Genomic DNA, 13,943 nt, shown 5'->3' with positions numbered 1-13,943 from the left:
AGGATTACTACCGAAATAATGGGAGCAATTAAGGGCTAAATGCCGTGACTTTTGCCAATGACCCAATGGCGACGAAAAAAACGCGCCAAACTCGATTCATCGAGGGGTAAATAAATCGGTCGCCCATGGGGGCAGGTGCGAGGATTGTGGGTGCGTTGCCATCGATCGAGCAAATCTTGCATTTCCACAAGCGTCAGGGGCGTGCCGTTACGAATGGCGGTGCGGCAGGCGACGGCCACTTGGGCTGCTTCCAGGTTGTTGCTGTGGGCCAGCTCCCCCAAGGCGGCGGCCAAGTCAGGGCGATCGAGTAAGGGATCCGGAGCACTGCGCACAATCCAGCAGCGATCGCCAAAGGGTTCAATTTCAATCCCCAAGCTCACCAGCCCCTCCCGTTCCGCCTCGCTCAGCTCATTCAGGACGATCGGTTGCTTCAGGGCGGAAATTTGCCAACGATCGCGCAAATATTCAAACAAGACCCGCTCATGGGCAATGTGCTGCTCCACTAGCCATAGACCGCCGGTATGCTCCGCCACAATGTAGGTGTTGTGAACCTGGGCGATCGCCCGCAGTTGTCCCCCCAAGGGATCGTCAAGTGGTTCGGGCGATCGGGGCTGCCCCAGGGCTTGGGGATCATCCGGAGAGGCGTTGGGATCGGCGGCGGTGCGCACACGATAGGTCGATCGCCCTTCGGCGGCCCGAATGAGCTGGGCCGTTCGCCCGATCGCGTAGGTGTTGGTTTGGGGTTCGTCGATCGCCTCGCGAAAGGAAAGGGCCTGTTGAAGCGCCGCCTGTACCTGGGCTTGCCAATGGTCGATCGACTGGAGATAAAGCTTGTGTTTATCGGGGGTGCGGTTCCAGTCAATGCATTGGGGCGGCAACCGGAGATGCACCAGGGTGATCGGGTGGCGGCCGCGCGGCAGGGTGCGCCCCAAGGTTGCAAAAATCGTGCTTTCCAGTTCCGGCACTTCCGCCATTCGCCCGTTCACGGCAATCCGCACCCAATCAGGACGGGCCCGATGGACGCGATCGGGCAGACCCAAGGTGACGGTGATTTGGGCGGCTCCTTCCTGGTCGCTGGGCAAGGCGGCCACCCACTGCACTTCCCGCAAATCTGCCGATCGCACCGGTTTCAAGATTTGGGGCAACAGGTGACGGGCAGAATCTCCCGGCGACAAGGCAAACCAGAGCCGATCGTTGCGATAGACCGTCCAGGCCACGGCGGGATGACAAAGGGCTGCTTGCTGAATCACCTGCTGGATCGATCGCAACTGTTGAGCCAAAGACGGCAAACTATCGCGCCGTGACGGCCAAGCCTCGAACAAATCCTCCACCAAGACAATGGTTCCCGGCGCGATCGGGGCCGCTTCACAGCTCACAGCCTGGCCTGTGGCATCATAAACCGCTCGCCAACCCTCCCCGCCAACCAGCCGGCTGCTGAGGCTCAGGCGGCTCAGTTGGGCCAAGCTGTGCAATGCTTCTCCCCGAAACCCCAGGCTGCGGATGTTGAACAAATCGGGGCGATCGTGAATTTTGCTGGTGCTGTGGGGAGCGGCCGCCCGCAACAGATCCGCTCGGCTCATGCCACAGCCGTTGTCCGTGAGCCGAATTTGGCCCCGATCGAGCCAAAGGGACAGGGCCAACCGCGTGGCTCCCGCATCGATCGCGTTGTCCACCAACTCGCGCACCACCGCCGCCGGAGAGTCGATCACCTCCCCCGCTGCAATTAAATTCACCACCTCGATCGGCAGCGGTTGAATGGATCTCATTCTTTTCTCAGTTGCCAGACGACGGTGATGGCTCCTCCCGGAATCGAGAGATTGTGAAAAATCGGTTGAAAGCTAAAGCACTAGGGGGCTTGGGGGCAAGGGGCTTAGGGCCTGTCGTCAAATCGCCTGAAACCCCGATTCTGCCGTTAGCGGATCGTGGGGAGCAAGGGGCTTAAGCCCCCTGTCTTTGTCGGTCGGTGAGACCCGCAAGGTAGCCGTTTTGGCTTTTCAAACATCCCCTAAGAGGGCTTTTTCTCGCTTTGGAAACGGAGCCATTCAGCCGCAAAGGCGATCGCCCCGGAACCCAACAGCAACAGCACACTCAAGGCATTCACATCCGGCTTAACCCCCGTGCGAATCCGGCTGAAAATTTCCATTGGGAGTGTTGTTGCACCGCCACCGGCCGTGAAACTGGCAATCAAAAAGTCGTCCAAACTGAGCACAAAGGCCAACAAACAGCCCGACATAATTCCCGGCACCAGTTGCGGCAACAACACCTGAAAGAAGGATTGAACCGGCGTTGCGCCCAAATCTTGGGCCGCTTCTTCCAAATAGGGATTGAGATCCGCCAAGCGAGTGGAAACCGCCAGGGCAATATAGGCCAAGCAGAAGACAATATGAGCCGCCACGATCGTCCAAAAGCTGAGGGGAATCGTCAGCGCTGCCAAGAACACCAACGTGGCCACCGCGATCGCAATATCCGGCACAATCAAGGGCAAATAGGACATGCCTAGATATAGCCCCTTGCCCCAAAATCGATAGCGGGCCAGGCCAACGGCCATCGTGGTTCCCAACACCGCCGACACCAAAACAGCCCCCAAACCCACCGCAAGACTGGTTTGCAAGGCTCCCAAAATTCGCCCATCCCGCAGCAGCTTGGCATACCACTCCAGGGTGAACCCTGTCCAACCGGCGCTGTAGGGCGACTGATTGAAGCTATAGACCGTCAGTACCAGAATCGGCAGGTACATCAGGAAGAACATGACCGAGGTAAATGCGCCCTGCCAGGTCAGGCGAGGCTTACGCGATCGAGCCATAGCGTCTGCGAGGGCCTCCTGGGAATCCGTTGAAGCAGGATCGAGATCGAGCATGGGGCGATCGGGAAGAGCAATCAAAGGGAATCAAGCAAAGACAAACGAACCACTGCACCATCATGCATCCCCAAACACCCTAGGCAGCGGGGCGGCCATCACCGTAGCGAATGAGCAACGCAATCCCCAAGCTGACAGCCAGGATCATCAGCATACTCAAAGCCGAACCAAAGCCCCAATTTTGGGTCGCACCCAGAAACTGGTTATAGATTAGCCGGGAAGCCGTCATGCTGGAGGCCCCGCCGAGCAATTCCGGGTTCACAAAGTCGCCCAAACTGGTGATCAGCACCAGCAGCGAACCGGCGGCAATGCCCTGCAAGCTTTGGGGAACGGTCACTTTCCAGAAGGCCTCGATCGGGGTGGCCCCCAAATCTGCCGCCGCTTCCAACAATCGGCGATCGAGCTTTTCCAGAGAGGAGTACAGAATCAGCACCATGTAGGGCAAAAAGCTGTAGGCCATCCCCAGGAGCACGGCGGGCGTTTGGTTCAAAATATCCAGACCCGGCAGCCCCACCAACCCCAGCAGGGAGTTCAACACGCCCGTGGGTCGCAAAATCGTAATCCAAGCGTAGGAACGCAGCAGCGAAGAAGTCCACAGGGGCAGCGTAAAGGCCACCAACAGCAGGTTTTGCCACCGCTTGGGCGACATCAGCGCCAACCAGTAGGCCACCGGAAACCCCAGCAGCAAACAAACCACCGTTGTCCCGATCGCATAGAACAGGGTGCGCCCAATCACTTGAAGATAGATGGGCTGAAACACCGTCAGGTAGTTGTCAATCCCTGAGGGGTTCACCAAATCGCCGGGCTTGATGCCGGGAACCAGGCTGAGTTCAAAAATCACCAGCACCGGCAAAACCAACAGCAGCAACAGCCACAGGCCCGGCGGCCCCAACAGCGCCCAGGGGCCAACCCAACGGCGGGGTTTGGGTGCGGGAGCCTCAACGATCGGGTTAGCGGGGCTAGCGGGGGTCATAGGGCTTGTTAGGACTAATCAGCAAAGACAGTTCAAGGGGTTGGGCAGTTGGCGTGAACAGCTTCAATTAACGTTCAATTAACAGTCATTAAGGCTTGCTCGGCCCTAGCCGCTGGTTAGCTGAGTCCAGTAGCGATCGTAAAGGGAGGTGGCCGCGCCCACGGGAGCAATGCCCTCGCAGCGATCAAGCACCGATTGAGACGGGAACAGGCTGGGATTTTGCACCAAATCCGGTGGCAACTGTTCGATCGCCCGGCGGCTGGCGGTAGCAAACTTCAGGCGTTGGGTCATGCCTGCGGCCACCTCCGGCTGCAGCGTGAAATTCATCCAAGCATAGGCCGCTTCCACATTGGGCGCACTGATCGGGATCGCCATCGTGTCTGTCCAGAGGGAAGAGCCGCTGGCGGGAATCACATAGCCCAACTGGTCATTTTCCTCGATCGCTTCGATCGCGTCAGAGGAAAAGCCCATGGCGATCGTTAAGTCCCCCGCCAAAATCCGGTCTTTCCAACCATCCGTGGTGAATTGGGCGATCGCCGGTCGCAGTTCCCGCAATGCTTCGTAGGCCTGGCGAATTTGATCAGGATCCTGGGAGTTGTAGGAATGGCCCAACCGGCGCAAGGCCAAGCCCATGGTTTCCCGCTGATCATTAAACAGTGTCACCTGGCGCTGGAGGCGGGCCCGGTTAGCCCACAAAAATTCCCAATCCGTTGGCGGGCGATCGACCCGTTGCCGGTTGTAAATCAAGCCCGTTGTGCCCCAAGCAGCCGGGACGCTGTGGCCATTTTTGGGGTCATAGCTGGGATTTTGGTAGGTTTCCAACAAATCCTGCAACCCCAGCAGTCGATCGTGATCCAACTCCCGCAGCAGATTGCGCTCTCGCATCTGCCGCACCATGTAATCGGAGGGATAGATGATGCTGTATTGACTGCCGCCGCCCGCTTGCAGCTTGGCCAACATCACCTCATTGGAATCAAAAATATCCACCACCACCGACAGGCCCGTTTCCTTTTGGAACCGAGCGATCAGTAGCTCATCGGTGTAGCCAGCCCAGGTGTAGATATAAAGCTTGGAAGGATCCCCGACTGCGCCCGGCGATGGCCGCACCTGGGCCAAACGCCAGCCACAGCCCGTCATGGCCAGGCCAGCGGCCGCCACCGAAGTGCGGCGCAAGAAGTCACGACGGGAGAGGGCACGACGAGAAGGGGCAACGGAAGCCATGAATGATCAAAGCAAGGTTGGGTAGAGCGCTGGCTGGGCCATGCTTTGGGAACCAGGACTGTGGGAGTCAGTCCCTGGGGAATGGTTGATTAGCCCCCCTTCGCCCTAGGCTGCTGGCATGGCCAGGGCATCGGCCGTTGACCAATAGGCGTAAATGGGGGTTTTGAGGGCAGGCAATTCGCCGCCGGTATTCACCTGCATGACCGTTAACCGATCGCCCGATCGCAGTTCTACCACGTAATGCACATGGGTTCCCAGGTACATCACGTTCTGCAACCAGCCCTCAAAGCAGTTCACCGCCAGGTCGGGCGGGTAAAGACTAACTTGAATTTTTTCGGGGCGCACGCTCACAGCCGCCGCCTCGCCCGCGCTGCCCGCCCAATCTCCACTGGGGGCCGCCACCAACTTCAGGCCGCTGTCAGTCACGATCGCGCTGCCGGTGCGATCGAACTCCGCCACCCGGCCTCGAAACAGATTCGTATCCCCAATGAAATCCGCCACAAACGGCGTGCGCGGTGACTCATAAATCTCGCTGGGGCTGCCCACCTGTTCCACGCGCCCTTCATTCATCACCGCGATCCGATCGGACAGGCTGAGGGCTTCCTCTTGGTCATGGGTCACCATCACAAAGGTCAACCCCAATTCCCGATGCAGTGTGGATAGTTCCATCTGCATTTCCTTGCGCAGTTTCAAGTCCAACGCGCCCAAGGGTTCATCCAACAGCAACACCGCCGGTCGGTTCACCAGGGCCCGAGCTAGGGCCACCCGTTGTTGTTGACCGCCCGATAGCTGGTTGGGATAGCGCCGGGCGAATTTCTCCATCTTCACCAGGGCCAAGGCCTCGTTCACCCGCTCCTCGGTTTCCGCCTTGCCACAACGCTTGATCCGCAAACCAAAGGCCACATTGTCCCAAATGGTCATGTGTCCAAAGAGCGCATAGCTTTGAAACACGGTGTTGACGGGGCGCTGGTAAGGAGGCACATTCAGCATCGATTGCCCCCTAACCAGCACCTCGCCGGCCGAAGGTTGCTCAAAGCCAGCCACGAGGCGCAGGGTGGTGGTTTTGCCGCAACCGGAGGGACCCAAAATACTGAAAAACTCACCCCGCCCGATGTGGAGATCCACGCCGCGCACAGCGGTTTCGCCGTTATAGACTTTGAAGACTTTTCGTAACTCGACATCCAGTTGGGTATCGGTTTCGATCGCCTGGCTGGCTCGGATTGCGGTTTGGGACATGGCCGGTGATGCTGCCGGGGATTGAAAGACCATCGAGGCAATTGTTCCAGGGCAATTGTTCCAGGGTAGTTGCTCTGGGGCAGTTGTTCAAACCTGGCGGTTCATGGGCGATCGAACCTCAGGTTTGAGCTTCGTCACTGAACAACGGGAACTGAACAACGAGAACTGGACAACGGGAATTGAACAAATCTTGCCCTATTCTATGCCGACTATTTCGGGTTTTGCGACGAACTCCATCGGCGGCGGTCTGCGGGAGCAGTCTGTGGCAAGCTGATTAAATCCCCTTGATTAACCCTCATCGATTAGCCCTTTTCGCTGCGCCCGCGCTGGGCTGTTGTCGTTCCATGGTCGCATCGCCTCCTCCCAACTCGCCCAAATTGGATCAGCAGCCGGAACGGACGATCGGGCGGCGCTACCAGCCGTTGGGGTGTTTGATCGTGGCCGTGGTGTTGTTGGGGGGCATTGGCAGCCGGTTGGCCTATCTGCAACTGGTGGAAGGACAGCACTATCGACAATTGGCGGCGGCCAGCCGAATTCGACTGATGCCAACCCTGCCAACCCGGGCTGCCCTGCTGGATCGATCGGGGCGGGTGTTGGTGGATAATCGCCCCTCAATTTCGGCCATGGCTTGGCCCGTGGCCCAATCGCCGCAAGAGTGGCGGGCCATTTTGCCGGAGTTGGCCCGAGTGTTGGGGCGGCCGGAGTCGGAACTGCTGGCACGACTGGAGCAGGCCGGTTGGCGATCGCCCGTATTGGTGCGCTTGGCCCGGGGGTTGCCCCCTTCGCAAATGACCACGGTGGCGGAGTTGGCCACCCAAGTGCGTGGCCTGGCGATCCAGCCCGAGGCGGAGCGCGACTATCCCCATGGACAGCTCGCCCAGACCATTTTGGGCAAGGTGGGGGAGGTGAACGCGGCGGAGGTCGATCGCCTGGAGCCGCTGCAAGATTACCGATCGGGCGATCTGATTGGGCGATCGGGCTTGGAAGCGGCCCTGGAGGCCCAACTGCGGGGCCAGTCCGGGGGCGAGCAAGTGGAACTCGATCGCAATGGTCTGCCTGTGCGCGTGTTGGCCCGCAAGCCCACGGAACCGCCCACGCCGGTTCGCCTGACCCTAGATTTACCGCTGCAACAAACCCTGGAGGGGCTGATTAACGGAGTCAGCGGGGCCGCAGTTGCCCTGGATCCGGACAATGGCGCGGTCTTGGCCATGGCCGGCCAATGGCCCGACCCGGGTCAGGGGGGCAACCGGGCCCTGAAAGCCATTCGTCCGGGCGCGCTGTTCAAGTGGATTACCGCTGTGGCGGCGCTGGAGTCGGGGCAAATGGCCCTTCATCAACGGTGGCGGATCGATCGCCGCAGTCGTCCCGGCGGGTTGCCCTGGGCGGAATTTACCAAGGTCACCTGGCCAAGCATTGTCACCCTCAACTTTCGAGAGGCCTTGGGCAAGTTAGACACCCAAGACAGTGATGCATTTTTTGAGCAGGTGGCGCTCCGGCTGGATAGCACCAACACGATCGCCTGGGCCCGTCGGTTTGGGTTTGGCCAGCGATCGGGCATTGAACTGGCCGAGGATGAGGATCCGGGCCCCAGCTTGGAAGCCCTTTGGAAACGGGAATCGGTGCAAGCCCGCTGGTATTTGGGCGAAGGGGTGAATCTGGCCTTGGGCCGGGGCGAAATGGCCGCTTCACCCCTGCAAATTGCCGTGATGGCCGCCGTGGCGGTGAATGGTGGTTATCGGGTGCAACCCCATTTGGTCAAGGATCGATCGGCCCAGGTCAGCCGGGAGTTTTTGGGATTGCAGCCCAGCACCTTGGAATTGTTGCGATCGGCCCTGCAACCGCGCACCAGCAGCCTCCCCGCCCCCGAGGCGAGCCAGCCTCCCGATCGCCCACCCCAACCCAACGCCGCGATCGGCTGGTTGGCCACCCATAGCCTGGTGCGGCAAAGCGACCAACCGATCGGCGCTTGGGCCGTGGCAGCGGGCCCCGCCAACGATCCCAAAATTGTCGTGGTTACCTTTGTGGAGCCGCCGAGCGATCGCCCCTCGGTTCCCGCCGATTCCGCCGCAACTCCATCCAACGGTGCGGCGAGCCAAGAACCCAGTGCCCCCGCTGCCCAAGCTGCCGAACGAATTGCCGGGGCAACGGTGGTCAACTATGTGCAATCGCTCGATCGCTGGCTTCCCTAGGGCGGACAGCTAATGCTCATCAGGTCTTCGCGGATCCAGGCCCGGCGATGAGGCGGCACGATCTCGCCCTGACCCGATCGGGACTTGGTGACCATGTGCCACTGATTGCCCTGGCCATCGGTGCGGGTCAGGGGATTGGGTTCCCACCGCTCATTCGCGTCGTTGAGCAAAATCACCGTACTGCTTGGATTGACTCGATCTACGATCGGGAATTGAGTGCCCGGGCCCGATCGCAAATTCACCGCTGAATTACCGCGAATTGTGCCAAAACAATTGGCTCCAAGGGATTGCCCTGAACTCGGCGGAGCGATCGCAAGACTCAAAATTGTGGCAATGCCCATTGCGGTCGGCAAAAGGGGAAGTGATTGAACAAGAAATTTCATGGACTGATCTTGGTTTGAATCTTTAATTTCTGAAATTTTTAAAGGCCTAATCTAAGGAATCAGGCTCTGAGGAACTGGCAAAAGGCACAACGGAATTGAGCCAATTTTGGAATCCTGAATTCACCCCATTGGGAACCCATTCAGCAATGCAATTAGTATACGTAATATAAGACTGAATCACGGATTCAATCCGCGATCGATAGCCCGCTTGGGTTTTTACAATTAGAACAATTTCCGGCTCTTCACAAATTTCACCTTCCCAAACATAGGCACAAGTGATTGGGAACCAGTTGGCACAGACTGCTAATTTTTGGGCAAAGAGGTCTCGACTGATTTGGCGAGCTTCCTCATCCTTGTTGAGCGTGATGTAGTAGAAAACCATTTTGAGAGAGTATTTGAACAATCTTGCCAATTTGAACAAGCTGAAACGTGCTTCCCAGTACCGAGCTAAAAACCAGCAATCTTGGGAATAATAAAAACCAGCAATCCTAGAGACAACAAAATCAAAAATCGGCAATCTTTGGGACAAGGGACTTAAGCCCCTTGCCTTCGGTGATCTCGGGAGCTGGCAAAAGATCAATGGTGCTTTTTAGACATCTCCGGAAATTGAATTTGGAACTGGATTTGTGATTTGAATTTGCGATCTGGAATTTGCGATCTGCAATCTGGAATTTGAGGTTAATTCTGCAATTCTGAAATTAATGGTGACTGGTCGGGAAAAAGTACCGCGTTTCTCCCTGCTGCCCAATTTGATATTCTGCCCCAAATTCAATCGACATGCGATCGAGATAGGCGCGGGCCCGATCGGCCTCCAAGCCCGATCGCATGGCAAATTCAAATAGGGTGACCTGGCCTTGTCCTTCAGCTAACAATTCCATCAGGCATTGGCGTAGCTGTTCCTGTTGTTGGCGCTCTTGATTTTTTTGTTGTGTTTGATGTTGTTTTTTAAGATCCCAAAGCAGCCAGCCACCACCCGCCACAAAGGGCGCACCAAAGACAACACATCCCAAAATAGCGCTTTGGTTTTCGCGCTCCCGATCGGCAACGGTTTGTCCCGGTTCCAAGGGCGACAACGGAACCAAAAGAGCGACCAGCCAAAAGAAGCCGCCCAGGGTGAGAAAGCTGCCCGCCAGAATTTTCTTAATGATTTTCATGGGAATTTTTGCAAGATGCGATCGCGGAGGGGCTGGCCTGCTGGCAAAGGCAAATCACGACGGCTAAAAGGCCTCGGCCGAGGGGCTACCGCTGAATTTCGGCTGTTGGATGATGGGCCACTGAGTCAGGGGCTGCTTGAGCCTCCACACCTTGTTAGCAAATTTTATTGGCAAAGTTGGTAGCAAATTTTGGCGGTCGGTTCTAGCCACTTTAGCCACCAACTTGATGATCAGGCTCTGGGTTCGTTCAATCAAAAAATCAAAAACGGGATAAGCCATGCCTATCCCGCCAGATTAGATCATTTGGATCATTGGGTATGGACGAAGCAAGCTTGTTTCCCGATCGCCCTGTTGAATCCAATCGATTAATCAAATCAACTCATCAAATTGACGCAATTCGCGCAATCGGCATAGCCAGCCCGATCGCCCTAGGCCGCTTGCAAGGTGGCGATCGCTTGGGTGATGGCGGCCAGCGCTTCATCAATTTCGGCGGCAGTGACGATCAGGGGCGGCACAAATCGCACCACCTGCGGCCCGGCCGGCACCAGCAACAGACCGGCGGCCATGGCGGTTTTGACCAAATCGATCGAGCTGAGACCCGCATCCTCCTTCAGCACCAGACCGTTGATTAGACCCCAACCGCGCACTTCCGCAATCAAGTTGGGGTATTGAACCGCCAGGGCCTTCAGACCCGCCCGCAATTGCTCGCCCCGATCGCGCACATTGTCCAAAAAGCCCGGTGCGCCCACCGTTTGGCAAACGGCCATCGCCACCCCACAGGCAAAGGGATTGCCGCCGTAGGTGCTGGCGTGGTCACCCGGTTCAAACACATTGCACTTGGCCTTGCACAGCAGGGCCCCGATCGGGATGCCACCGCCCAAACCCTTGGCGGAAGTGAAAATATCCGGCTCAATGCCCAGGTTTTCGTAGCCCCACAATTGCCCCGTGCGGCCAACGCCCACTTGCACTTCATCAAGAATCAACAAGATGCCCCGATCGTCGCAAATTTCCCGAACCCGTTGGAAATAAGCCCGATCGCCCGGACGCACGCCCCCTTCTCCCTGGAGTGCTTCCAGCATGATGGCAGCAACGCGGGGGCCGTTGGTTTCCAAGCGGGCGATCGTCGCTTCCAGGGCTGCAATGTCGTTGTAAGGGATATATTCAAACCCCGGAACCAGAGGGCTGAAGTTCTTTTGATATTTAGGCTGACCGGTGGCGGTGATGGTGGCCAGGGTGCGCCCGTGGAAGCTGGCGTGGGCCGTGAGGATCACCGGTTCATCAATGCCCAACACCGTGTGGGCATATTTGCGGGCCAGTTTGATTGCGCCCTCGTTGGCTTCGGCTCCGGAGTTACAGAAAAACGCCCGATCGGCGCAGGAATGTTCCACCAACCAGGCCGCCAACGCGCCTTGTTCAGGGATGTAGTAAAGATTGGAAACGTGGTGCAGTTTTTGAATCTGCTGGCTCACGGCGCTGGTCATCACGGGGTGGGCATGGCCCAGGGTGCAGGTGGCAATGCCCGCCACAAAGTCCAAATAGCTGCGGCCCTCGGTGTCCCAAACGCGGCTACCTTCGCCACGCTCCAGGGCGATCGCGAAGCGGCCGTAGGTTTTCATGACGGCTGCGTCAAAGGCCTCGGTGGAAAAGGCAACTGGGGCGATCGAGGCGGGATCAGCGAGGACTTGGGGACTCACGATGGTTGCTCCTAAACAATGGCTTTAACGGCAAATCCGATGAAGGGAACGGTAGGGATCGTCGTTAAAGGTTGGGTTGATTGTAGAGGAGGAAACCAAGGGCTTGCTAGATCTGATTTGGATCCTGAGGGTCGATCGGTCTGGAAATCTTGACTTGGGCCCGGCAGCGGTTGACTCGGCACGATCGACCCGCGATCGGCGAATTCCCACCCGGGCGGATAATGGAACTCCGTTGGTTCCCTTGGCCTCAGCCCGGTGGCCGCCAATGTTGCACCTTGCCGATGTTTGCTTCGCCGATGTTTGCTTCGCCGATGTTTGCTATGACCGCCGCTGCCATGAGTTCCGCAAGTTCTGCCCCTGAGCCTAGTCCCGTTGCATCTGATCCTGTGGGGTCTGATCCTGTGGAGCCTGACTTTGTGGATTCTGGCCCTGTGGATTCTGGCCTGGATGAATCGATTAATGGGAGCCGATCGGGGGCGGAGGCACTCCCCGCTGAGTCGATCGACTGGGGCCACTTGTCCGTGCTCCGAGACGAATGTATCGCGGGTCTGCAACCTCGATCAGGCGGGTGCTACCTGGATGCCACGCTGGGTGCTGGGGGCCACACGGCGGCCCTGCTGGCGGCCGATCCAGAGGTGCGGGTGGTGGGCCTCGATTGTGACGATCGCGCCTTGGCGATCGCGCGGGAACGGTTGGCCCCCTGGGGCGATCGCGTCACCTTCGTGCGCAGCAACTTTGCGCAGTTCAACCCCGGCGATCAGCAATTTGACGGCATTTTGGCAGACTTGGGCGTTAGCTCCATGCAGTTTGACCAGCCCGATCGGGGTTTTAGCTTTCGCCACGACGGCCCCTTGGACATGCGCATGGACGATCGGCTCACGGAATCCGCCGCCGATGTGGTGAACCATTGGCAAGAAGTGCCCCTGGCCAACGCGATCTATACCTATGGTGAAGAACGATTATCTCGGCGGATTGCTCGGGCGATCGTAGAACAGCGGCAAACGCAGCCTTTCCAAACCACCCTCGAACTGGCCAACGCGATCGCCCGCTGTGTGCCCGGTAAATATCGCCATGGGCGTATCCATCCCGCCACCCGCACCTTTCAGGCCCTGCGGATTGTGGTGAACCAAGAGTTAGCAGTTTTGGAAACCCTGCTCGATCGGGCCCCCAATTGGCTCGCTCCCCAGGGCCGCCTCGCCGTCATCAGCTTCCACAGCCTTGAGGATCGAATTGTGAAGCACCGACTGCGAGAATCAACCCAACTCAAAGTCATCACCAAAAAGCCCATCTGCCCCAACGATGCTGAAATGGGTCAAAATTCCCGATCGCGATCCGCAAAATTGCGAATTGCAGAGAGAATCTAGCCGAATCAATGCCAATGGGTTTCTTTTGAACTTTTCCTGTATTTTTCTTTGGGGGCTGCTGAAATTTCTCGGCCACTGAAGGATTGATGAGCGGGATGATTCAAAACCCAATGATTTCTCCAGCCCAATGATTCCTCAAGCCAAAACTGGGTAAAAACTAATCAGTTGCTCGGCCAGTCGCTCAGCCAGTCGCTTAGCCAGCGCATCTAGTCATTGGTTCGTCAACGGCCAGGGCATGGGCTGAATCAGTTGGTTTGTGTCTAGGATTTCACGCCCAGTGTTTCAGCACATCGGGTAGGCTAGGGTAGAACGTGGGAATTCCCCCTTGTCCCGAGTGAGCCTTGGCCCACTTGTATCGATCGCTACACCAGTCCCGAGGATCAATTCTCTTCCCAGCTTGGAAGCGGCCCATTCCTCACTCAGGAATGGCGCGATCAACCGGATCATGGTCGTCAGAATCGAAAAGGCTAAGTAATAAAAACTAGCCTCCTTTCTAGCCCCCTTTGTCGATCGGGTAACCTTGTTTGCAAAAACCTAACCCGATGCCCATCCCCATCCCTGGGGTCACCCCCGCGACCCCCGCCAACCCTGTCCAGCAGTGCAAGTGGAGCACGCGATGAGCTTAGTCGTCCAAACCACACCAAGAGCAGAAACAAAACTCAAATTGATGGTGGTTGATGACGAACCGGATAACCTCGATTTGTTGGGTCGTACGTCAATCTAATGTGGGATTGATAGAGTAGAGAGACTGATGGATGAAGGTTCACGCCATGGAATGCCCTCTGTGCGGTCACAGCAAAGCCCATAAACACGGCAGGATGCCCAATGGACATCAGCGCTATCTTTGTCCAGCTTGCCACCAAACCTTCTCC

The 13,943-nt window shown here is 57.7% G+C and carries 15 protein-coding genes; 5 read left to right on the top strand and 10 right to left on the bottom strand.

Translation table 11 applies throughout. From position 1 onward, the window contains the following. Window positions 1-35 precede the first annotated feature (35 nt). The 5 genes from mutL to H6G52_RS17990 form a co-directional block, all read right to left on the bottom strand. On the bottom strand, window positions 36-1,766 hold the full coding sequence (gene mutL, locus H6G52_RS18010; protein ID WP_190530158.1) for a DNA mismatch repair endonuclease MutL: 1,731 nt from the start codon (window positions 1,764-1,766) through the stop codon (window positions 36-38). Between the two features lie 239 nt (window positions 1,767-2,005). Then, entirely contained in the window at window positions 2,006-2,803 is a 798-nt protein-coding gene (locus tag H6G52_RS18005; RefSeq protein ID WP_234407040.1) for an ABC transporter permease, read from the bottom strand. A gap of 133 nt (window positions 2,804-2,936) precedes the next feature. Then, on the bottom strand, window positions 2,937-3,830 hold the full coding sequence (locus H6G52_RS18000; RefSeq protein ID WP_190530156.1) for an ABC transporter permease: 894 nt from the start codon (window positions 3,828-3,830) through the stop codon (window positions 2,937-2,939). Between the two features lie 105 nt (window positions 3,831-3,935). Beyond that, complete coding sequence (locus H6G52_RS17995; RefSeq protein WP_099534549.1) at window positions 3,936-5,051, bottom strand: spermidine/putrescine ABC transporter substrate-binding protein; 1,116 nt, start codon at window positions 5,049-5,051, stop codon at window positions 3,936-3,938. Window positions 5,052-5,156: 105 nt separating this feature from the next. Beyond that, window positions 5,157-6,287, bottom strand: coding sequence for an ABC transporter ATP-binding protein (locus H6G52_RS17990; RefSeq protein WP_099534550.1), 1,131 nt, complete (start codon window positions 6,285-6,287; stop codon window positions 5,157-5,159). Window positions 6,288-6,390: 103 nt separating this feature from the next. Here H6G52_RS17990 and H6G52_RS17985 point away from each other — a divergent pair, with 103 nt between their 5' ends. Next, window positions 6,391-6,561, top strand: a complete 171-nt coding sequence (locus tag H6G52_RS17985; RefSeq protein WP_190530154.1) for a hypothetical protein — start codon at window positions 6,391-6,393, stop codon at window positions 6,559-6,561. Between the two features lie 70 nt (window positions 6,562-6,631). Further along, window positions 6,632-8,476, top strand: a complete 1,845-nt coding sequence (locus tag H6G52_RS17980; RefSeq protein ID WP_190530152.1) for a penicillin-binding transpeptidase domain-containing protein — start codon at window positions 6,632-6,634, stop codon at window positions 8,474-8,476. On the opposite strand, the gene H6G52_RS17975 is transcribed toward H6G52_RS17980, so the two are convergent. The 5 genes from H6G52_RS17975 to H6G52_RS17955 all read right to left on the bottom strand — a co-directional run bounded on the left by H6G52_RS17975 (window position 8,473) and on the right by H6G52_RS17955 (window position 11,707). After that, window positions 8,473-8,817, bottom strand: a complete 345-nt coding sequence (locus H6G52_RS17975; RefSeq protein ID WP_099534552.1) for an SH3 domain-containing protein — start codon at window positions 8,815-8,817, stop codon at window positions 8,473-8,475. The genes H6G52_RS17980 and H6G52_RS17975 overlap by 4 nt on opposite strands. Before the next feature lie 88 nt (window positions 8,818-8,905). Next, a complete protein-coding gene (gene cutA / locus H6G52_RS17970; protein WP_190530150.1) occupies window positions 8,906-9,241 on the bottom strand; it encodes a divalent-cation tolerance protein CutA in 336 nt (111 codons plus the stop codon). A 316-nt stretch (window positions 9,242-9,557) separates the two neighbouring features. Then, on the bottom strand, window positions 9,558-10,013 hold the full coding sequence (locus H6G52_RS17965) for a hypothetical protein (RefSeq protein ID WP_099534553.1): 456 nt from the start codon (window positions 10,011-10,013) through the stop codon (window positions 9,558-9,560). Between the two features lie 63 nt (window positions 10,014-10,076). Further along, window positions 10,077-10,292, bottom strand: coding sequence for a hypothetical protein (locus H6G52_RS17960; RefSeq protein ID WP_190530148.1), 216 nt, complete (start codon window positions 10,290-10,292; stop codon window positions 10,077-10,079). Window positions 10,293-10,441: 149 nt separating this feature from the next. Beyond that, the gene (locus H6G52_RS17955; protein WP_368670746.1) at window positions 10,442-11,707 is read right to left on the bottom strand and encodes an aspartate aminotransferase family protein; all 1,266 of its coding nucleotides are present in this window, start codon (window positions 11,705-11,707) and stop codon (window positions 10,442-10,444) included. 103 nt (window positions 11,708-11,810) lie between these two features. Between H6G52_RS17955 and H6G52_RS17950 the strand changes: the two genes are divergently transcribed. The 3 genes from H6G52_RS17950 to H6G52_RS17940 all read left to right on the top strand — a co-directional run. Beyond that, window positions 11,811-12,068 (top strand): hypothetical protein, encoded by a 258-nt coding sequence (locus tag H6G52_RS17950; RefSeq protein WP_190530176.1) that lies wholly within the window; start codon window positions 11,811-11,813, stop codon window positions 12,066-12,068. A 94-nt stretch (window positions 12,069-12,162) separates the two neighbouring features. Further along, entirely contained in the window at window positions 12,163-13,071 is a 909-nt protein-coding gene (gene rsmH / locus H6G52_RS17945; protein ID WP_370567740.1) for a 16S rRNA (cytosine(1402)-N(4))-methyltransferase RsmH, read from the top strand. A 755-nt stretch (window positions 13,072-13,826) separates the two neighbouring features. Continuing rightward, the coding region (locus H6G52_RS17940) for an IS1 family transposase (RefSeq protein WP_206753603.1) at window positions 13,827-13,943 on the top strand (117 nt) is incomplete at its 3' end.

This window comes from Limnothrix sp. FACHB-881, assembly GCF_014698135.1.
Classification (GTDB): domain Bacteria; phylum Cyanobacteriota; class Cyanobacteriia; order CACIAM-69d; family CACIAM-69d; genus CACIAM-69d.
This window is presented reverse-complemented; position numbering and strand designations above follow the sequence as displayed.

Excerpts from the sequence above, each read along its gene's own strand:
- H6G52_RS18005 (WP_234407040.1), bottom strand. The coding sequence starts at position 2,803 with ATGGCTCGATCGCGTAAGCCTCGCCTGACCTGGCAGGGCGCATTTACC.
- mutL (WP_190530158.1), bottom strand. The coding sequence starts at position 1,766 with ATGAGATCCATTCAACCGCTGCCGATCGAGGTGGTGAATTTAATTGCA.
- H6G52_RS17995 (WP_099534549.1), bottom strand. The coding sequence starts at position 5,051 with ATGGCTTCCGTTGCCCCTTCTCGTCGTGCCCTCTCCCGTCGTGACTTC.
- H6G52_RS17960 (WP_190530148.1), bottom strand. The coding sequence starts at position 10,292 with ATGGCTTATCCCGTTTTTGATTTTTTGATTGAACGAACCCAGAGCCTG.
- H6G52_RS17980 (WP_190530152.1), top strand. The coding sequence starts at position 6,632 with ATGGTCGCATCGCCTCCTCCCAACTCGCCCAAATTGGATCAGCAGCCG.
- H6G52_RS18000 (WP_190530156.1), bottom strand. The coding sequence starts at position 3,830 with ATGACCCCCGCTAGCCCCGCTAACCCGATCGTTGAGGCTCCCGCACCC.
- cutA (WP_190530150.1), bottom strand. The coding sequence starts at position 9,241 with ATGGTTTTCTACTACATCACGCTCAACAAGGATGAGGAAGCTCGCCAA.
- H6G52_RS17985 (WP_190530154.1), top strand. The coding sequence starts at position 6,391 with ATGGGCGATCGAACCTCAGGTTTGAGCTTCGTCACTGAACAACGGGAA.
- H6G52_RS17975 (WP_099534552.1), bottom strand. The coding sequence starts at position 8,817 with ATGGGCATTGCCACAATTTTGAGTCTTGCGATCGCTCCGCCGAGTTCA.
- H6G52_RS17990 (WP_099534550.1), bottom strand. The coding sequence starts at position 6,287 with ATGTCCCAAACCGCAATCCGAGCCAGCCAGGCGATCGAAACCGATACC.
- H6G52_RS17965 (WP_099534553.1), bottom strand. The coding sequence starts at position 10,013 with ATGAAAATCATTAAGAAAATTCTGGCGGGCAGCTTTCTCACCCTGGGC.